Annotated in this window: 19 protein-coding genes; 4 read left to right on the forward strand and 15 right to left on the reverse strand. The window is 60.6% G+C overall.

The features are described 5' to 3' along the window. The first annotated feature begins 35 nt into the window (after nucleotides 1-35). Nucleotides 36-557: a TRAP transporter small permease subunit gene (locus FIV09_RS08795; RefSeq protein ID WP_254702081.1), complete on the forward strand. Its 522-nt coding sequence runs from the start codon at nucleotides 36-38 to the stop codon at nucleotides 555-557. Beyond that, nucleotides 547-1,920, forward strand: coding sequence for a TRAP transporter large permease subunit (locus tag FIV09_RS08800; protein WP_254702459.1), 1,374 nt, complete (start codon nucleotides 547-549; stop codon nucleotides 1,918-1,920). The genes FIV09_RS08795 and FIV09_RS08800 overlap by 11 nt, the downstream gene beginning before the upstream one ends. A gap of 328 nt (nucleotides 1,921-2,248) precedes the next feature. Here the strand turns inward: FIV09_RS08800 and FIV09_RS08805 are convergent, their stop codons facing one another. The 10 genes from FIV09_RS08805 to FIV09_RS08845 form a co-directional block, all read right to left on the reverse strand. Next, a complete protein-coding gene (locus FIV09_RS08805) occupies nucleotides 2,249-2,665 on the reverse strand; it encodes a ribbon-helix-helix protein, CopG family (protein ID WP_152449592.1) in 417 nt (138 codons plus the stop codon). Nucleotides 2,666-2,674: 9 nt separating this feature from the next. Further along, nucleotides 2,675-4,669, reverse strand: a complete 1,995-nt coding sequence (locus tag FIV09_RS08810; protein WP_152449593.1) for a conjugal transfer protein TraG — start codon at nucleotides 4,667-4,669, stop codon at nucleotides 2,675-2,677. 17 nt (nucleotides 4,670-4,686) lie between these two features. Continuing rightward, on the reverse strand, nucleotides 4,687-6,444 hold the full coding sequence (locus FIV09_RS08815) for a DUF3363 domain-containing protein (RefSeq protein ID WP_152449594.1): 1,758 nt from the start codon (nucleotides 6,442-6,444) through the stop codon (nucleotides 4,687-4,689). Between the two features lie 247 nt (nucleotides 6,445-6,691). After that, on the reverse strand, nucleotides 6,692-7,396 hold the full coding sequence (locus FIV09_RS08820) for a lytic transglycosylase domain-containing protein (protein ID WP_172975664.1): 705 nt from the start codon (nucleotides 7,394-7,396) through the stop codon (nucleotides 6,692-6,694). Then, on the reverse strand, nucleotides 7,383-7,910 hold the full coding sequence (locus FIV09_RS08825; RefSeq protein WP_152449595.1) for a S26 family signal peptidase: 528 nt from the start codon (nucleotides 7,908-7,910) through the stop codon (nucleotides 7,383-7,385). Before FIV09_RS08825 ends, FIV09_RS08820 begins: the two co-directional genes overlap by 14 nt. Next, nucleotides 7,907-8,365, reverse strand: coding sequence for a DUF2840 domain-containing protein (locus FIV09_RS08830; RefSeq protein WP_152449596.1), 459 nt, complete (start codon nucleotides 8,363-8,365; stop codon nucleotides 7,907-7,909). The genes FIV09_RS08825 and FIV09_RS08830 overlap by 4 nt, the downstream gene beginning before the upstream one ends. Before the next feature lie 4 nt (nucleotides 8,366-8,369). Beyond that, the gene (locus FIV09_RS08835; RefSeq protein WP_021100692.1) at nucleotides 8,370-8,651 is read right to left on the reverse strand and encodes an AlpA family transcriptional regulator; all 282 of its coding nucleotides are present in this window, start codon (nucleotides 8,649-8,651) and stop codon (nucleotides 8,370-8,372) included. Nucleotides 8,652-8,827: 176 nt separating this feature from the next. Next, nucleotides 8,828-9,247: a DUF2285 domain-containing protein gene (locus FIV09_RS08840; RefSeq protein WP_152449597.1), complete on the reverse strand. Its 420-nt coding sequence runs from the start codon at nucleotides 9,245-9,247 to the stop codon at nucleotides 8,828-8,830. Nucleotides 9,248-9,401: 154 nt separating this feature from the next. Next, nucleotides 9,402-9,572, reverse strand: a complete 171-nt coding sequence (locus FIV09_RS20360; RefSeq protein ID WP_157802032.1) for a transcriptional regulator domain-containing protein — start codon at nucleotides 9,570-9,572, stop codon at nucleotides 9,402-9,404. Nucleotides 9,573-9,703: 131 nt separating this feature from the next. Further along, entirely contained in the window at nucleotides 9,704-9,976 is a 273-nt protein-coding gene (locus FIV09_RS08845; protein ID WP_152449598.1) for a DNA -binding domain-containing protein, read from the reverse strand. 140 nt (nucleotides 9,977-10,116) lie between these two features. Between FIV09_RS08845 and FIV09_RS08850 the strand changes: the two genes are divergently transcribed. Further along, entirely contained in the window at nucleotides 10,117-10,350 is a 234-nt protein-coding gene (locus tag FIV09_RS08850; protein ID WP_152449599.1) for a helix-turn-helix domain-containing protein, read from the forward strand. 114 nt (nucleotides 10,351-10,464) lie between these two features. On the opposite strand, the gene FIV09_RS08855 is transcribed toward FIV09_RS08850, so the two are convergent. From FIV09_RS08855 to FIV09_RS08865, 3 genes are read right to left on the reverse strand one after another with little or no spacing between them, the layout of a single operon-like run. Continuing rightward, nucleotides 10,465-11,700, reverse strand: coding sequence for a hypothetical protein (locus tag FIV09_RS08855; protein ID WP_152449600.1), 1,236 nt, complete (start codon nucleotides 11,698-11,700; stop codon nucleotides 10,465-10,467). 4 nt (nucleotides 11,701-11,704) lie between these two features. Continuing rightward, nucleotides 11,705-12,022, reverse strand: a complete 318-nt coding sequence (locus FIV09_RS08860) for a type II toxin-antitoxin system RelE/ParE family toxin (RefSeq protein ID WP_076978350.1) — start codon at nucleotides 12,020-12,022, stop codon at nucleotides 11,705-11,707. Next, complete coding sequence (locus FIV09_RS08865; RefSeq protein ID WP_233128121.1) at nucleotides 12,019-12,288, reverse strand: hypothetical protein; 270 nt, start codon at nucleotides 12,286-12,288, stop codon at nucleotides 12,019-12,021. The genes FIV09_RS08860 and FIV09_RS08865 overlap by 4 nt, the downstream gene beginning before the upstream one ends. A 213-nt stretch (nucleotides 12,289-12,501) precedes the next feature. Here FIV09_RS08865 and FIV09_RS08870 point away from each other — a divergent pair, with 213 nt between their 5' ends. After that, entirely contained in the window at nucleotides 12,502-16,293 is a 3,792-nt protein-coding gene (locus tag FIV09_RS08870) for a hypothetical protein (protein WP_254702460.1), read from the forward strand. A gap of 131 nt (nucleotides 16,294-16,424) precedes the next feature. On the opposite strand, the gene FIV09_RS08875 is transcribed toward FIV09_RS08870, so the two are convergent. Beyond that, a complete protein-coding gene (locus tag FIV09_RS08875) occupies nucleotides 16,425-17,420 on the reverse strand; it encodes an HNH endonuclease signature motif containing protein (RefSeq protein WP_152449601.1) in 996 nt (331 codons plus the stop codon). Between the two features lie 354 nt (nucleotides 17,421-17,774). Next, a complete protein-coding gene (locus FIV09_RS08880; protein ID WP_152449602.1) occupies nucleotides 17,775-18,113 on the reverse strand; it encodes a DUF736 domain-containing protein in 339 nt (112 codons plus the stop codon). Nucleotides 18,114-18,238 lie beyond the last annotated feature (125 nt).

Below are 18,238 nucleotides of genomic sequence, written 5' to 3' on the forward strand. Positions count from 1 at the left end.
GCTAACAGGCAAAGAACTTTGGGAGGGAATTCGGCTTGAGATTTTTGGATTGGATTGACCGTGGCATTCGCGGCATCGGCGTCGTGACTGCGTGGCTGACAGTTGTTTCGATTGCTGCTTATGGCGCGCTTCAGATGCTGGATCGCAAGCTACAACTTGGCGTGTCGAGCTATTTGCCGGACCTGTCCACGTCACTGCTGTTCATCCTAATTTTCTTGACCTTTGGGTATACCTATCTGCGCGACGGTCACGTGCGCGTTGATGTTCTTCGCAGGCATTGGTCCCCGCGCCGCATTGCGTGGATCGAACTGATAGGTGGCCTATTTGTCCTTCTGCCGCTCGCCGCCATCCTAACCTACTACGGGTGGGACGGTTTAATGCGCACCACGAGATATGCGGAAACCCAATTGTGGGCACAACGCATTGCCGGGGTCATCGGCCCTATCCTACTGGCTCTTGCAGGGGTGATCGTAGCCCTGCGCAACATCGCCTTTTTAGCAGGGAAACGCGCGCAGGGCGCACCGGAACAATCGAGCGGATTGCACAGTGGCGAGTGAAGTCCTCACCGTCGCCATGCTAGTCGTGATGGCCATCGGGGTCTTCAGCGGCTTTCCGGTGGCTCTGGTCCTCGCAGGGACAGGCTTTTTGGGATTTGTGGCTGCGGTCTGGGTGGGGATCACTGATTTCCAGCACCTTGGATTGATCTACCTGCGGGCCCGTGGCGTACTCACCAATGAAGCCGTCCAGTTTACCAGCGTTCCGATGCTGATTTTTCTTGGCTTGGTTTTGAACGCCAGCGGGATTGCCGAAACCATGTTCCGCTTGCTGGGGCGCCTTCTGACAGCGGTTCCGGGCCGCTTTGCTATTGCGACCCTGCTTATCGGCCTCGTACTCGCGCCAGCCGCCGGGGTGATCGGCGCATCCGTAATCACCGTGGCTCTGGTGGCCTATACGCCGATGATGGCCTCCGGCTACGCCCCGCGAACTGCGGGTGCAGCGGTCGCGGCTTCGGGCGCACTGGGCGTCGTGTTTCCGCCAGCCGTGATGCTGTTCTTCATTTCGAACGTGTTCTACCTGCGCATTGGATTGATGTACGTCGCTCTCATCGTGCCCGTTCTTCTGATGGTCATGGCCTTCGCGATTTACTTTGCTGTCACCTTGCGAAAAACCGTCGAAATCCCATTGGACGCACCAAAAACAAATCTTGGGTCAGACCTCTTGTTCGTGTTCGCTTCTGTAGCTGTTATCGCATCCATTCCGCTCAGCATTATTCTGGGTCTTGCGACACTCTCAGAGGCCGCTGGCGTAGGGGTGTTTGGCGCGCTGTTGGTTGCGCTGGTGCGAAAGCGTTTGTCTTTCTCATCATTGAACTCTGTCACGGTGCAGACAAGTACGATGACATCCATGGTCTTCTTCATTGTCCTCGGCGCATCGGTATTCTCGCTGAGTTTCCACCTAGTTGGTGGACCAGATGTCATCTTCGACTGGATATCCGCTTTCGATCTCACTCGGTGGGAACTGCTAGCGATGCTCCTTGGCGTGATCATCATACTTGGGTTTGTCTTTGACTGGATCGAGGTGCTACTGGTCTTTGTACCCGTGCTGATGCCGATCTTTTCAGAGCTCGATTTCGCGGATCACGTCGGCTCTGCCTACTTTGCGCAAATCTGGATCGCTGGCCTTATTGCCTTGGCCCTGCAGACGTCTTTTCTGACGCCACCCTTCGGCTACGCCCTTTTCTTTGCCAAGATGGCGGCACCGAAGGGTATCAACCTTTCCGATATCTATCGCGGCGCGGTCCCTCTTGTAGCCATTGAGATTGTATTGATCTCAGCGCTGATCTCGTTCCCTCAGCTTATCACCTGGCTGCCTGAAATGTCCCTTGGGTCTGAAGATGTGCCGCAGCTGATCGAACGGTGATAGATGTTGCCTGCAGCGGGGGCGGACATTGCTCCAAACCTACCAGATTGCCACATCAGCGCGAACGTCCGTTCCTTCACGAAGCTCCATTTTCGTATGCTGTCTCGATGCGCCGTTCCTCAAACGCCAGCCGAACGTAGGGGTGGCTCGAAGATCGCAACGATGGACATAACACCCATTCTTGGAAATTGCCCCCCCAAAGGGGCCATTGGCGCGCTTGCAGCGAAAGCACACTTTGTCCGCACAAGCGACGTTGGTAACCGACGCTAGGAACAACCGCTTTGCTCTGTCGAGAGGCGCGAAAGATCGCTTGTGTCTCGGTTGCCCCCTAGTCCGCAGAGGCTGATAGGTCGCGTGAAAGCTCCTTGGTCAGGGTCGATCCCTTGGCCAAACGACGCGAGAGCGTTAGAACGAAACCACCATACCGCTCCTTGCCCTTCGCCTTGGCGGCCGCGTAGGTGTCATCCGGCAAGGGTGGAGTCGTCGTCAGCCAGAAGCGGACGAACAGAGCCAGCGCCTCGGTCGTGATCTCCTGATCGCGTTCCAGCCTTTCAAGCGAACGAGTCAGGCGGTCCAGCCTGCGGACGATCGCGGCTTCGTTCTGTTCTGCGCTGTCGGGTGACAGGAACGACGCCAATGCTGCCTCGATGATCTGGGTTTTGGGAACGCGCCGCCGCGTCGCCAGTGCGTCGATTTCGTCGAAGAGGGCTGCGTCGACATAGGCGGTGATCTTGGCTTTCTTCATGTCGTCACCTCACAGTTCGATGCCGTCGTCCGGATCGAGGGCCGCTTGATGCGCGACGGAGCGGAAGCGGGTTTGCATGGCGCGGGCGCGTTGGGTCTCGTCGTCAGGTTCGTCTTCGAGGGCCGCGAATTCCTCGCGCGGGAACGGCAGTTCGGGCGCCACATCCTCATGTTCTGGGATTTCAGGCTCTCGTCGGATGCCGCCTTCCGCCTCGTCAGCCGGCTTGTTCGTATCAGCTTCCTGAGGCGGTGTGATCGGTTGAAGACTGCTCCAATCATCGGATCCCGCAGGGCTGAAAGGTACAAATACTTCTACGATAGGCGGCTTTTGGATTCTCGCCTTCAGCTGCGCGTCGCGGAAGTAGCGGACTTTCTGCGCCCGGATCGGGGATGCACCTGATACGAGGATGATTTCGTCATCGGGTGGAAGCTGCATGATCTCACCGGGGGTAAGCAAGGCCCGGGCGGTTTCCTGGCGCGAGACCATCAGATGCCCGAGCCAGGGCGACAGGCGGTGCCCGGCATAGTTCTTCATCGCGCGCAGTTCGGTCGTGGTGCCGAGGGCGTCGGACAGGCGCTTCGCCGTGCGCTCGTCATTGGTCGCGAAAGCGACGCGGACATGGCAGTTGTCCAGGATGGCGTTGTTCTGGCCATAGGCCTTTTCGATCTGGTTCAGCGACTGGGCGATCAGGAAGGCCTTGAGACCGTAGCCCGCCATGAAGGCGAGCTGGGATTCGAAGAAGTCGAGACGGCCGAGGGCGGGGAACTCGTCGAGCATGAACAGAAGGCGGTGCTTGCGGTTGGTGTTGTGCAACTCTTCCGTCAGGCGGCGGCCGATCTGGTTGAGGATCAGCCGGACCAGCGGTTTCGTGCGGGAAATGTCCGATGGCGGCACCACGAGGTAGAGGGTGAGCGGCCGCGCATCTGAGACCAGATCGTCGATCCGCCAGTCGCAGCGCCGGGTCACGGCGGCGATCACGGGGTCGCGGTAGAGACTGAGGAAGGACATGGCGGTGGAGAGAACACCGGAGCGTTCGTTCTCGGACTTGTTCAGCAGCTCGCGCGCGGCTTGGGCAACAACAGGATGCGGGCGATCTCCGAGATGGGCAGTCCGCATCATTGCAGTCAGTGTGGCGGCGATGGGACGCCGAGGATCTGACAGGAAGGCGGCGACGCCTGCCAGTGTCTTGTCCTTCTCGGCATAGAGGACATGCAGGATCGCGCCGACCAGAAGGGAGTGGCTGGTCTTCTCCCAATGGTTCCGCCGCTCGAGCTGGCCTTCGGGATCGACGAGGATGTCGGCGATGTTTTGCACGTCCCGCACCTCGCGCTCCCCGCGGCGAACCTCGAGCAGCGGATTGTAGGCTGCGCTGGCTGCATTGGTCGGGTCGAAGAGCAGGACACGCCCGAACCGCGCCCGCCATCCGGACGTCAGCTGCCAGTTTTCGCCCTTGATGTCGTGGACAATCGCGGACCCGGGCCAGGTCAGCAGGCTTGGGATCACGAGGCCGACGCCTTTGCCAGAGCGGGTGGGCGCGAAGCACAGCACATGTTCCGGTCCGTCATGCCGGAGGTAGCGCTTGTCGAGACGGCCCAGCATGACCCCGTCGTCTGCGAACAGCCCGGCGTCGGTGATATCTTTGGTGCCCGCCCATCTGGCCGAGCCATAGGTCGTCACGTCGCTCGCCTCGCGCGCCCGCAGGACCGACAGCAAGATCGCGACGGCAATGGCGCCGATCCCGCCCGCGCCGGCGATTGCGGCTCCCTCCATGAAGACGCGGGGCGCGTAGGCGTCGTACCAGTACCACCAGGTGAAGACCTGCCACGGGCGGTAGATCGGCAGGCCGAAGAGGGCGGTCAGAGGCGCGCCAAGCTGGGGTTGGAACCCGAGACGAAACGCGACCCATTGCGTCGCTGCCCAGACGAAGAGCAGCGCTACGATACTGACGATAAGGATCTGGCCCCAGAGGATCTTGGTGGCCGATGACGTGTCCTGACGGCTCATGGTGATGTCCTTTCTGCTCAGAGGCTCAGCCCGCGCTTGCGCCCGAGGCTCCAATCGATCCCGCCGCCGGGCGTCATCGTGCCCGTGACGGTCTGGCCGAGATGGCGTTCGAGTTGCGGTGTCCAGGGTACGAGCGAGAAGCCGAGACCATCGTCGATCATGGCGAAGCGGCCCGAGGCGAGATCGAGGCGTTGCCGGAACGTCCCTGTGACGGGTTCGCCCTCGGTCGGCTTGTAACGGGGGAGGCCGGTTTGTGTGTTGAGGTCTTGAGCAATGGCGTCCAGTTCGCGGTTGCGCAGGGTGGCCAGCAGATCGCGGGCAAAGGTGACCCGCTGACCTTGCCGTCGGGCGAGGCCTTCGGCGACAAGGTGGTCCGAGCGGCGTTCCAATGCCTGGCGAACCTCTGCGCCAAATCCGGCACCGCTCAGCGGTGCGCGGTCTCGGGCAAGATGCAGGCGGTCGAGCCAGGTCGCGCCCTCGGCCTCGATCTGGGCGGCCAGCGACAGATCGGAACGACCGACGAGAGACAGTTGCGGTGTCCCGTCCGTCTTCCCTGTCCAGAGCCGGGTTTCGACGATGCCACCTTGCGGCGTGTCGCCGGTCGCATCGAGATCCCGGAAGCGCAGGTGATGAACGCGACCGTCAACACCGTCGATGATCGCGTAGCCGGTCCCGGCGTGGTCATCATGAAAGCCGCGTTCCACGAGCCGCCCGAGGATCGGGGCGGTGGGCGTGCCTTCGATTGCGAAATCACCCGCCGCGCGGTGGTGCTCGGCACCCATGGCCCGGTGCATCCGTTTGATGATGTCGCCGCGCATCCCGAGCTCGCGCAGAGTGTCTTCGGCATCCGGTTTCAACTCCCAGACGGCGGGGGCGATTTGTTCGGCGAGTCCGAGCCCCTCCAATGTCTGGGCACGCCCGATCATCAAGCGGCGCAGCTGCGGATCGCGGGGTCCCGGCGTGCCGCGCCGCAGGTCGGCGATTCCGGCATAATCATCCGCCAGGGATCGTAGGCCCCGGTCCAGATCAGTCCAGCGTTCCGCTGTGACCTGCGTTTCGAGCGCTTGGGAAATCTCCCGTTCGCTGCGGGGGCCCAGCTCCAGTTGCACGAGGTCTTCCGCGCGCGCTCGAAGCCCCCGGCTGATGTAGTCACGCGAGATGACGAGATCGCGGCCATCGTCGGCCTTTCCACGCACCAAAATGTGGATATGCGGATTGTCGGTGTTCCAGTGATCGACGGCGACCCAGTCCAATCCGGTTCCGAGATCCCGCTCCGCGCGGGCCATCAGATCCCGGGTGAAGGCGCGCAGGTCCTCCAAGTCGCCCGCGTCCTCCGGCGAGACGATGAACCGGAAGTGATGCCGGTCGTCTTCGCAGCGCGCCGCAAAGCCGCCTCGGTCGAGATCATCGCGGTCAGACCCGAACAAGTCGGCGTCGCGCCCGTCCTGACCGACGCCATCGCGCTGCAAGTAGCCGAGATGCTTGGCCATGGGCGCTGAGCGAAAGCGCTTGCCCTGGTGGCGCACGACGCGGGCCTTCACTACGACCCGCCGGGAGGTGCGAGTCAGGCCTTTGGCCGTCCGGGCAAACCGTCCGCGCCCGAAAGAGGTGTTGCCGGAGCGCGTGCTGCCCGCGCCGATACGGTAGCCGGTATGTCCGGATTTCCGCGCAGCTCGCATCACCTCGTTGACGAAACGGGTGGGTTGCTTCGAGGTCCTGCCGCTGTCGCGGATACGCCCGGGGCGGATGCGCAGGTCATTTTCGCGCCCGGTCATGGCCGCACCCGCTCGCAGAACATGCTGCCGCACAAAGAATATAGAAAAATCAGAATTTTAGATGAAGTCCTGCGGCATGCAGCTTGAATGTGCGGCGCAAATCCTCGCAGAGAAACAACAGCTTGAGGTCCGCTTGCGGCACCTCTTTTATCTCGCGCTCTTTCTGTTGAGACCCTGCGCGTCGACCCTCTCCGGCACATTCTTGCGCCCGGGCATTCCAGACCTCGCCATGGGGCGATTCCGCAGATCATTGTGTTCGCCCCTGGCTGAGAGGCACGAAGATGCCGTTCTGAGACGCGTCAGACGCAATCCGTTGGCCGTCATCGCCGGGGGTCTGACCCTCCTCGGCCATTGCCGCGAACAGCGGGACGTCGCGCCAGTCCTGCATCCTGTGCGGGCGGCTGACTGCCTGCGCGACGTTGGTCCCGTCGGCGATGAGTGGCGCAAGGATGGCGAGGTAATTGCGGGTTTCAAGCGGCAATGCGCGACCGGTATCAAGGTGCTCTTGGTAGCGCGCAGGCCCGGCATTGTAGGCAGCGAGAAAGCCGGGTGACCCGAACCGGTCGTACATCTGCCGTACATAGGCGGTACCGGCCAGGATGTTGTCGCGTGGATCGAAGGGGTCATCGCCAAACCCATAAGCTGCGCGCAATTCGGCCCAGGTGCCGGGCATGATCTGCATAAGCCCCATGGCGCCTGCGTGGCTGACCGCGCGTGGATTGCCCGCACTCTCGACCTCCATGACGGCACGGATCCAGAGCTGCGGGATGCCGAACCTGCGCGCGGCGTCTGCGATATGGATGTCGATGGGTTGCTGCTCAGATGCTGGAACACTGCGGTGCTGAGCGATCACGGCGGACGGTGCTACGGTGATCGGCATGCAGAGGATCAGCACAATCGCGGTCGTGACGCCCGCGTGCCGACGGCTCTGCCCGGGTTCAAGACGACGCATCTTCCGCCCCTCCAAATGTCCAAAGAGGGATGGCACGCCCGAGGATCGTGTCCGCTGACAAAGGGCCGAAATAGCGTCCATCAAGGCTGTCTGCGACACCGACCACGAGCAAGAAAACCTCGTCCGAGCCGAGCGTGACACATCCCGTCCAACTGGGAAGCGGGCGGCCCTGTTGGTCAGCCGATGCTGCCTCGGCAACTACTCTGCCGTCGAGGGTGATATCGAGACCGTCGCGACAGACGGTCATGCCAGAGATGGCTGTGACGCGTTTCAACAGCAAGGTATCCGCACCGACATAGCCGCGCTCAACCACCCAGGATGACAGGTCTTCCGGCAGGCGCACGGCAAAGAGATCGCCCAGCGATGGCGGGTTTGACGCTCGAACGAGGTAGAGGCCGATCGGCACGCTTGCTGAAGCGTTCCAGACCAGCCAGGGCGCGTGGTCGATCTGTGCGGCTGCAAGCAAGCCGAGGGACAAACCGGCCGCGAGGAGGGGAGGGGCCGCCGCGCTCATGTCGTCACCACGCGACGCTTGAGCCAGGCCACGTGCCGGGCAGGAGTGTAGGGACGGGGCTCCATTGCCGCGGTCAGGCGGTTGTGCACGTGCCGCCAATGATCGGGGCAGACCTCTTCCGGCGCGATGCCATAGCTTTCCACGATATCGACGGACCGCAGGGCCGCCTCGACCTTGGGCCAACCGGAGAGGCGCAGCAAAAGCTCGCCACCGGGCGTGACACTGGGCACCGTCGAGCAGGGCTCGCCCGCACCGACGGCGCGCAGAATATCGATCCGGCTTTCAACAGTGCCGTACTCGTTCGACGACCAGCGGACGAGCGCGAAGATTGCGCCGGGGGCGAAGGCCACGCGCTTTTCCGTGCGCATCAGGATAGTTTCCTCGGCCTTCCGACCGAAACGGATCCAGCGCTCGATGCGCCCTTCGATCCAGGTGAGGTGGACAAATGTTTGCATCGGCTCAGCGCCCCCGCCGCAGATAGGCTGGCGAAACGGCGGCATGGCGTTTGGCGGGTAGGACGCGGTCTTCGGTTTCGTCCGAGGTAGAGGTCTTCTCGCCCCGTGTGACCCAGGCCTGCAGATCGTCGACCGCGTAGACGACACGCCCGCCGATTTTCGAGTACCGCGGGCCTGTCCCGTAGGTCCGGTGCTTTTCCAGCGTACGGCCAGACAGGCCGAGAAAACGGGCGGCTTCCGGGGTTCTGAGGTAGCGGGGCGGGAGTCCTTCATTTGGGTCGGGCATTTTAGCATCTCCGGTGGCTAGGCCTCGCGACGGCGCGTCGCGGGCTATCGGAGGTCATCAAAACGGAGAAGAACCCAAGGGAGGGATGACGAAGATCGCGGCGTGAAAACGTCACCCCCAAAGGCCAACAGGATCAGGGAGTGATGAGGCTTCGAATTTCGGGGGTTGCGCGGTGATCACTTGCGCGGCTTGGACCGCCCCGTTGGTCCTTTGCCGAGCAGGAGAAAGCGATAGCCTTTGGTGGTCAGATGCGTTCCATGAGCCGACAGTCGGGTGATCTGGGCTTTCAGGGAGCTGGTCTTCCAATGCTCGCGCGACACAGCCTCGGCGCCGAACAAATGCGGTGCAATTGTCTGGTAGCTGGCACGGTCCCGGCGCGCGTCGAGCGTGCGCAGTGCAAGCTGGATGCGCCGTCGCTGCTGCGCCGTCAGGGGCGGAGGGGATCGTTTGTGATGCAGCAGTTGCGCGCGGAGCGCCTCGAGCGAATTGATCCGCGCTGTCCAATGCTCGTCCAGCGGTACCAGGATGCCGAGGGGCCGGTGCAGGTTCTTGGCATCCAGCACGAGCAACGCGCCCGTTGCGAGGCGCACATACATCAAGCCGTCCTGCGTTCCGATGACGGTCAGATCATCTGCATCGATATGCGGCGCGGCGGTGTCGCCGCCGGGGACCGGCACAGCATACCCGACCGCTGCCGGGGCGATTGATGGCTTCCAGAACACGGGTGCTTTGGGTGCGTCGATGTCCGGATCAACCGGGAAATCGTAACCCCCATGCAGCCGGTGATTTCAATCCATCCCGCATTCGCGGGTAATTGGCGCGATAGTCGGAATTGCGGCGCAAGCATTCCCAGGCCAGCCCGGACAGGTCGAGACTGTCGAAATGCTTGTAAGCCGCTTCGTCTTGCCAATCTTTGGTCATGGCGAAGCTCCGCGTCAGCTGTTTCGATGGACAATGAGTATAGCTTGGTGACGCGTCAAAACGACGGCAGGAACGGTTGCCCTGCGCAACCTGCGCGGGTGTTCGCCGATGTCTTACGGATAAGGCGAAGTTCAGCCGTTACCGCCCTCAAGCAGCTTGCGATAGCCGTGCTCCGTCATCCAACGAGCGCGGGCGAGGTGGCTGTCGTACATCTTTTTGGCACGCTCTGGTTCTTCGGCGGCATCTATACCGAAAAGAATCTCACTGACTTCATGCAGGCTGGCACCGCTTTCAGCGGCATCAAACAGGCGCAAGTACAGCGTCATATGCGCGTGGTCGTAATCGGTCAGCTCATCGCTTTGTGGTGCGAGATCAGCGATCGGCGTGGTGCCGGTGGCAGACATGATTCCCCCTCGCCGTTGGGCGTTAAGGCTCATAACAGCACATCAGATTGCATGTGCAAGGTCGGATTGCGGTCATTCAAACTGCAGATGAGCATTATAATACGTCGCACCAAAATACGCGATAGGTTCTTTACTCGCGGATGGACATCCGCGTTGTTTTTGCAAGGAATCTCAAGCACTACCGCCAATTGCGTGGGCTGACACAGGCCGCGTTGGCGGCGGCGATGGATGTCGACCGTGCCCATGTCAGCGCCATGGAACGCGGCCAGCAGAATGTCACGTTGCAAACTCTACAGCGGGTCGCGGCGCATCTGGATGTGGCACCGGCGAAGCTGATCGAAGAACGCGCCGAAGGCGATGTGCGTTCCCGATGATCGTGATCGTTCGCCCGGGCAGTCAGCTGTTGGGTCGAAACGTGCAAGCTCAGAGCAGGGCATTGGTCGAACCCAGTGCGCCGGGCAGGATGGTCTTCTATTGCGATCAATCCGCTATTCAGCACTGAGTTCGGTCATCTTCTGGCCAAGGCGGCGCTGCATCAGATCATCGCCGGGCGTGGTCTCCATCAGTCGCTGAAGCGCCGCGATGGCCCAGCCCCGCCGGTCGATGCGTGTGCTGGCGGTCATCAGGTGATCGACCGCTTCGTCGATGTCGAACGGGCTGGGTTCATAGCCACGGCCCGCCAGAAGATGCCTGATGGCATGCAGAGCGACTTCGGCGGAGAAGGCCGGTTCCTTGATGGCGAAGTCGCGGGCGGCCCGGATGAGCGTCGCCGGGGCCGCCTCGTGATCGGCCGCGCAGTCGAGGGCGATGTCGAAATACGTCGCGGTCTTGGCCGCGGCGAACCATTTGCCCTTGCGACCGTGGAGCGTGATGAGGTCTTCCAGTAATGCACGGGCATCCCGGTCAGGGTAGCGTTTGACCAGATCGCGCCACATCGCCAACCATGTGTTCCCGTTGGCAGCGGGCAGACCGAAACGGCGATAGGCCTCGTCCGCCTTGCCCTGGCGCATAAGGATCGCCTCGCAAAAGCGGCAGATGTCGTGATGGCCCCATGTCTGGCGGTCCGCCTGCAGCAGCGCCTCGGCATAGGCGAGCGCGTCATCCTCGCGGCCCTGTCGAAGCAAGGCTTCTGCCCCGAACTTGTCATCGAACCACAGCCGGGTCTTCTTGACCGCGAGGAGCGCTAGCAGTTCGTCATACCGTCCGGCCTCGAGCAGGCAGGACAGCGTGAGCGTCGCGGTGCCGACATGAGAATACCGCTCCCAATCCGACCATGCCCGATGGATCAGGGCGAGATCCCTGTCGGCATGAAAGGTCATGAGCGCGGGATACACGGCGATCTCGCCAAACCGCTCCGAGATTGGGGCGAGGTAGTCGACGCCATCGTCTTCGATTGCCGTGCGCAGCTGTTCCAGCCATTTTGCGCGGGTCTTTTCATCGGCAGGTGCGGCGATCAGGATCGGCACAAGGTCGTCAAGTGTGCGGCGCAAGGCGTTGCCAAGTGCGCCCGACGACGTATCGATATGCTCAAACGCGGGCCAGATCCGCGCGGCCAATGCGACCACGCCGTCCGCCGCCGTGACAGGATCCGCGCGATTGACGGCCCGGATTTCCGCGCTGGCCGATTTCAACCGCTCGATTGCCTTGGCGGAGCCGCGCCATCCGAACGCGCTTGCGCGTATGCCGGGTTTGAAAGCCCATTTGTGGACAGGTTTGCGTGCCATCCTGCTAGCGCCCACGCGACTTGCTGCGCGTGATCCAGTCGGCCCCGGCATAGGTCACGGCGTGGATATGCACCTCGCGGGCATCATCGTCGACGGTGAAGGCGATAACGGCCTTGCGGCCTGCTGGAATGGCGCGCAGGCCGGGGGCGATCTCGTCCCGGCGGCTGCCCTTGTGTGGCAGGTCCGCGAGGCTGGCGATGGTGGCCTCGATCTCGTCCAGTCGGCGCGCGGCGGATTGCGGGCCGGCATAGTCGATCAGCCAGCGCGTGATCGCGTCCAGATCATCCGCGACCGCAGGATGGAACCGGATGTGATAGCTCACGCCCCGCGCGCAGCCTGCAGCCGGGCCCGCGCGGCGGCAAAGGCGTCCTCGGCCGCGACATAATCGGCGCGCGGCGTGTCGAGCCGCGCCCGGATCTCCTCGGCCATAGCGCCAAGGGCCAGCTCGCGCTCTTCTTCGTCACGCATCATCTGCTCCAGCGCCGCCGCCACAGCCGCGCTTTGCGAGGCGAAGACGCCTTGGCCCACCTTGTCGGTCAGGAACCGATGGTGGCGGTCGGTGAAGCTGAGGGTTGTCTTGACAGTCATGCTGGACTCCACGGTATGACTTAGTCATATAGGCGGAGGCTTGAAGATTCGCAATCTCTTCGGGCAGGGGCGGAGAGCGGTCATTAGCTGCAAGCGCGAGATTTTCATTCGCACCCCCACAAAGCAGACTTTACTCTCACCGGACGCATTGAACCAAATCAACTCAAACGCTTACTCTGGGTTGAACAGAGTCCTAAGCCCAATGAGGTCACTATGCCGGTTGATGAAACTGCAATACGCCAATGGGCCGACCGTCACGAATGTCGTAACCACCTACCGATACTTGTTCGTCGACTGATTAGGGAGACCACGGAATCCCTTGTCTCAATGCGCTTTCCCGGAAACGAGGCGGTCGATTTGCCTGGGCTTGACGGTCAAGTGGAATGTGAAGCCGGAACAGTCTGGGTGCCGGAAGGCCGAAGCGTATGGGAAATGGGTTGCAATGTAGACCCTCGAAGTAAAGCCGAGGGTGATTATCGAAAGAGAACTGAAGAAACGCCGCAAGACCAGCGCGAGAATAGTGCATTCGTCTTCGTGACGCCGAGGAGGTGGAACGGAAAAGAAGACTGGCTTGAAGAGCGACGTGGTGAAGGCGCTTGGGCGACCGTTGAGGCATTCGACGCCATAGACCTTGAAACTTGGCTGGAAGAAGCGCCTGCCACGGCCCGCTGGTTGGGTGAAAAGCTGGGTGTCGCCTGGCCTGGGCTGAAGACACCTCACGAATGGTGGAATAGCTGGGCGACAGCTTCGGTGCCGCCATTGTCCATCAAACTCGTTTCTTCTAGAAGGCACAACGAGCAGAGCGTGTTGTTGCGGAAGCTGCGCGACCGAGAGCAAATAGTCCCGGTTCAAGCTGACGATAGAGGGGAGGCCGTCGCATTTGTCGTTGCGACAATGATCGAGGCCAATGCCCTCGATCTTCTTGATACGACAGTTATTGCCACATCTCGCGATGTCAGAATTCCTACCAGCGCAAACCACCTTATTGTCGTCGCGGATGTCGAAGATGGGGAGGAGCTGGACTTCGGTGATCGACGGAATTTGACTATTGTCCGCGCCTATCCGAAGGGTCGCCTAGACGTCCAGGAGGCGCTGCTGCTTTCCCACGTACCCTCAGAAACCTTTCGCAGTGAACTTGAGAGCATGGGGCTGTCGCGCGATGACGCGGATATCCTCGCTATCAAGGTCGGCCATTCTGTTCCCGTATTGCGGCGTCAGCTCTCAGGCGATCCCGAAGTTCGGCGTCCAAGTTGGGTCAGAGATCGTGCAGCAGCCAAAAGTGTTCTCCCGTTTGCATTGGCAGGCTCGTGGGTCGAGCGCGAGAACCTGGATGACAGCACAATTCTGCAGCTATTAGGTGATTTTCGGGATGGTGAAGTAGCACCAGTTCGAGACGAACTGCTCGCTCTGAACGACGCACCAATTGCGCGCTATGGGCATGTGAATGTCGTTGTATCTCAAATCGACGCGCTTTTTGCCGTAGGTCCTTACATAGATCGAGACGATCTGGACCGATTCTTTCAACTCTTACCGGAGTTGCTGGGCGATAGAGACCCCGCCTTAGACCTACCTCAAGATCAGTGGCACATGGCCAATGTTTTGGGGCATGCACGAAGTTTTTCGGGTGCCCTGCTTTCCGGTCTCGGCGACGCTTTGTGCATTCTATCCGTTCATGGTGCAGAAATCTGCGGTGACAGGCTGGGAGTTGACCTTTCATACCGTGCGGCGCAAGTCGTTCGGTCCCTGATACAAGGTGCTGACCAAGAACGTTGGCTTTCTATTCGGGGGCACCTACGAACATTGGCGGAGGCATCTCCGTCTGCGTTCCTTGATTGCCTTGAAGCTGAACTTAGAGAGCCAGAACCTGCCATACGCGCCATCATGGGAACCACTGAAGGCTTGGTGAGTGGTGAGTGCTTGCGGACCAATTTGCTTTGGGCGCTTGAACTTTTGGCTTGGCACCCTGTCCACTTTTCTCGTGTAGCAGAGCTTGTTTTTGGCCTTCGCCGTCTGGAGGTGGAAGACAACTGGTCAAACTCGCCGAAATCAACCGCCCGTTCTCTGTTCAGGGCTTGGCTGCCTGCCACCGCTCTCAGTGCTGCGGAAAGGATGGCTGTCTTACGGCGCTTGTCCGCGCAGTTTCGACATGCTGTGCTGGACGTCTGCATCTCTCTTCTTCCAGGAGGTGGCCCAAATTTCGCTTCACGCACCGCGAGGCCGCAATGGCGAGCGCTGGATGCAGAAGTGCCGTCACCGACAGATGCGGATGTCCGCGCAGCGGCGGTCGAAGCCAGCCGCCTAATGCTCGACTTGGCTCCATTTGAAAAGTTGGAGCTTGAACAGCTGTTAGAAGTTGCGACACGTATTCATCCTGATGATCTGTCTCGCGTGGTCATAGAAGTCGAGAACTGGTCAGCCACAGCAACCGATGAGGACAAAGCTGATCTTCGGCACAACCTTCGTCGGCGCGATGTTCTTCGTGCTTATCAGGAAGGTGAAGAGGACGATCAGTTGGCAGCCGCGCTTCGGCGCATGGAAGAGGCTTTGTCCCCTCAGTCTCCTACTGCTCGCCACCGTTGGCTGTTTGAAAATTCCCACATCGAGTGGCGTGCGCTGGTGGAAGACGAAGGAAATGGGCGCTTGTCATGGCAGGAGCGAAACGCACTTGTCGAAGAGCGCCGCCGCAACGCACTCGATGAAATCAGGGAGCAATTGGGAGATCAAGCGGTTCTTCCGTTTGCGCTTAGCGTGAAGCAACCCGAACTAGTGGCTCAAGTCTTGGTCCCGCAAGATGCGGCAGTGGAAACTGCGACCCACTGGGTCTCGGCTGCGCTGCGCACCGATGCAAATGATCAATCCGATGCTTTTCTGCGGCAACTGCTATGGAGTGCAGGATGGATCGACCTTGCCGCAGTTGTGGCTGGCCTAGAGGCCCAAGGGGTTCTGAACAGTGAAGTGGAGCGTCTGAGATTTGCCGAACACCTTCCTGGTCGTTCAATTGGCTGGCAGGTGGCAGAAAGTTTGGGCGAAGAAGTGGCTTCTGCATTTTGGAATTCGGCATCAATTCATATTTGGGATGACACGCCACCCGACGAAGTGGAGTACGCCGTTACAAAGCTTCTTGAATATCAGCGACCGAGATCAGCGTTCTCAGCCGTTTCTTTGTGGAGGAACAAGCTGCCAGCCAACCGTTGGCTGGATATCCTACAAGCTGTTGCTCGCGGCGAGGAAGTGGATGGGCCTTTTCCAAGTTCGTACAGCCTAGATGAGGTGTTTCAGCTCCTTGATGAAGACGAAGCGATCTCCGACGACCAAATCGCCAATCTAGAACTGCCCTTCGTCAAGCTCCTGTGCTCATACGGTCATCGAGATTACGAGCGAACGCTGGCTTTGCACCGGCAGCTTTCTCGGGATCCAAATCTCTTTGTTGAGTTGCTCTGCTGGCAATATCATCGGCGCGATGGCGCGGACGAACCCGAGCGAGAAAAGCTATCGGCGGAGAGGCGCAAGTTCCTTGCCGAGCTAGCCTATCACTCTCTGGAGGGTTGGAAAAGAGTTCCCGGATGCGATGAGAACGGCGTAGTGTCTCCGGATGAATTCACCACATGGGCAGATAGCGCCCTTCGACTTGCGGCGGAAGCTGACCGCAAGGAAGTAGCTGAAATCCATTTTGGGGCTTTGCTGGCACGAATGGCGAGGAGACGGCCATGGGATGACTGGTTGCCTGACGTCATCTTGGATTTTTTAGATCGCTCTGAACACGCTGGACTAAGGGAACGGTTTGGTATGGGGGTCAGAAATGCACGAGGTGTAACCACGCGCAGCCCCTATGATGGCGGAGAGCAAGAGCGCAGACTTGCAGAGCGTTATCGAGACTTGGCAGCTAGATATGGTAATTCCCACCCCCGGTTGTCGGAAAGCCTTATATCCATTGCAGAAGGGTATGAATGGGATGCCCGTCGAGAAGACGAGCAGGCGGCAGTGGGCGAACGCTGGCATCCTTGATACGGAGCAATCCGATGACAGCTTTACGAGAGTAGCGCTGCAGCATTTGGAAGCTAGGGCGAAGGTCAGGTTTCGGCCGGCCCGGCATTTGAGCTGGCCTGACAAATACACCAAGATGCATGGTGCGCCCTTCACGTATAGTCGTCGATGCTGTCCTCCAAACTCTCGCCGGTCAGCTCGCAGAAGGTCTTCAGCGCTCCCTGAAGCGTGAAATACTGATGCTCGCTGCGGTGAACGAACAGCTCACCACGGATCGTAATCATGGCGACAGCCCAGTCCTTGATCGCGTCAGCTTCCGCAGCACGGGTAAGAACTACCAGCCCGTCTTCGACGAGGGCGCACTGAACGACCAAGCTCTGGTAGATATCGTTCCGGGCGAAGACCCCGCCGAACCGGAGGTTCTGAGCGTATCGCTCCAAACCATCTTCCGAGACCGCCTCTGGGCATCCGGGAAACTCGGTCGGGACCTTCCACTTCACTTGGATCGCCGATGGTGTCAGGCTTTCATACTCTTCCGGCTCCGGCTCGAAGTCCGCTCGCTCACGGGTGCCGTACAGCCACTCGCCGATTGCGCCTCCGCTTGGGACCGATCCGCTCTTCGCCCACGCCTCGAAACGAGACTTGGTTTTGGCACCTTCTTCCTTGGTCACAGTCCGCATCCATGAGATATCGGGAAAGGACGTTTCGTTAATGGGTCTGGACGGATCTTCGAGAAACGCTTCTATCGAACCATAGGCCAGCTCAATGCGGCGTGCGGTGATTTCGTTCAGGAGTGCGTTTTCAAGCCTAGTGAGCCAGCGTAGGTTCTCGGGCCTGTTATTCGCCCTGTTGGTGTCGATGTGATCGACAACATGATGATCAGAGGGTGGCGGACCGTTGAAGGCGCTGCAAACAATGCGGTGGATCGGCACACCGGCCAGAAGGTGATAGCCGGTCGTGAGGTTTTGGCGTCCGAAGGTCCATGTTTTGTCAAGCGGACGGGGGCGTTTCCGGAATTCGTTCAGTCGATAGACTGCGCCGTTGTCACGGACGCAGTATCGCTCGCCGCGATATTCGACCTCGACTTCCGTTTCGTAGATCTCCAGCAGGTGGTCATGCTCGCCCATAGGCGTTTTCGAGGATGGCATCTTGCTCTCCAGTGCAAGGGTGTCTCGGCCTTCCCCGGAATGGTCCGGTGCCGGGTTCTTATCGGCAGACGTGAAGCGAGGCGTCCGGCGCTGCCTTATGCTCTGGACGCACCGACAGATTGTCGAATGTGTTAGGTTGGAGTCAAGAAGTACCAGGGACAGTGCACACTCGCCCTACGCCCGCCAGTGCGTAGCAACTCTAATGTCGGCTTTGCGGGCTGCAACCGCAGCATCCAAGCAGGGCATTGAGAGTCCGGACTTGTCAGCTTCAAATGTGACTCCAAGCCGCTCGTTGCCAAACCACCGAGAGCAAAGCGCACCCCGCCCGGCGATCCCGGGCGGGGCGGTCTGCTGTCAGTCGCCGTTGCGGCGGGTGTTGGGGCGCGACCAGATGAGGCTGAAGGTCTCTTCGCCGCCTTCGACCACCGTGTCGTCGAAGAGGTTGGCGTAGATTGGCTGCGTGAAGCTCGGGTCGTCGAGCTTGAGGCTCAGGTAGTCGCGGCCCTCGGTCGAGCGCTGGGACCAGGCGGCGCCGATCTCGGCACGGCCGACAAAGACGCGGTGGGAGGGGGCGTTGTCGTTCGGGGTGCTGTCCTCGGGGACGATGCGGACGGCTTTCGCCTGAACGCTTAGGGTGACGATTTCGCCGACGTATTCGCTGCCGGTCTTCTTGAAGGTTCCGATGGTGGCCATGTCATATCTCCTTTTGGCTTGTCCGAGCCCGCGCCCTTCGCGGCCTCGATGGCGATCGTCAGGACCGGGGCGATCCGCCGACGCAGCCCCTGTGGCCCGAAGCGCCAGCGGAGGACGGCAAGGCC

It is taken from the genome of Roseivivax sp. THAF197b (genome assembly GCF_009363255.1).
Taxonomy (GTDB): Bacteria; Pseudomonadota; Alphaproteobacteria; order Rhodobacterales; family Rhodobacteraceae; genus Roseivivax.

Coding starts and splice junctions, on each gene's coding strand:
- FIV09_RS08805 (WP_152449592.1), bottom strand. CDS start 2,665: ATGAAGAAAGCCAAGATCACCGCCTATGTCGACGCAGCCCTCTTCGAC.
- FIV09_RS08810 (WP_152449593.1), bottom strand. CDS start 4,669: ATGAGCCGTCAGGACACGTCATCGGCCACCAAGATCCTCTGGGGCCAG.
- FIV09_RS08815 (WP_152449594.1), bottom strand. CDS start 6,444: ATGACCGGGCGCGAAAATGACCTGCGCATCCGCCCCGGGCGTATCCGC.
- FIV09_RS08820 (WP_172975664.1), bottom strand. CDS start 7,396: ATGCGTCGTCTTGAACCCGGGCAGAGCCGTCGGCACGCGGGCGTCACG.
- FIV09_RS08825 (WP_152449595.1), bottom strand. CDS start 7,910: ATGAGCGCGGCGGCCCCTCCCCTCCTCGCGGCCGGTTTGTCCCTCGGC.
- FIV09_RS08830 (WP_152449596.1), bottom strand. CDS start 8,365: ATGCAAACATTTGTCCACCTCACCTGGATCGAAGGGCGCATCGAGCGC.
- FIV09_RS08835 (WP_021100692.1), bottom strand. CDS start 8,651: ATGCCCGACCCAAATGAAGGACTCCCGCCCCGCTACCTCAGAACCCCG.
- FIV09_RS08840 (WP_152449597.1), bottom strand. CDS start 9,247: ATGTATGTGCGCCTCGCAACGGGCGCGTTGCTCGTGCTGGATGCCAAG.
- FIV09_RS20360 (WP_157802032.1), bottom strand. CDS start 9,572: ATGACCAAAGATTGGCAAGACGAAGCGGCTTACAAGCATTTCGACAGT.
- FIV09_RS08845 (WP_152449598.1), bottom strand. CDS start 9,976: ATGTCTGCCACCGGCACCACGCCGATCGCTGATCTCGCACCACAAAGC.
- FIV09_RS08850 (WP_152449599.1), top strand. CDS start 10,117: ATGGACATCCGCGTTGTTTTTGCAAGGAATCTCAAGCACTACCGCCAA.
- FIV09_RS08855 (WP_152449600.1), bottom strand. CDS start 11,700: ATGGCACGCAAACCTGTCCACAAATGGGCTTTCAAACCCGGCATACGC.
- FIV09_RS08865 (WP_233128121.1), bottom strand. CDS start 12,288: ATGACTGTCAAGACAACCCTCAGCTTCACCGACCGCCACCATCGGTTC.
- FIV09_RS08870 (WP_254702460.1), top strand. CDS start 12,502: ATGCCGGTTGATGAAACTGCAATACGCCAATGGGCCGACCGTCACGAA.
- FIV09_RS08875 (WP_152449601.1), bottom strand. CDS start 17,420: ATGCCATCCTCGAAAACGCCTATGGGCGAGCATGACCACCTGCTGGAG.
- FIV09_RS08880 (WP_152449602.1), bottom strand. CDS start 18,113: ATGGCCACCATCGGAACCTTCAAGAAGACCGGCAGCGAATACGTCGGC.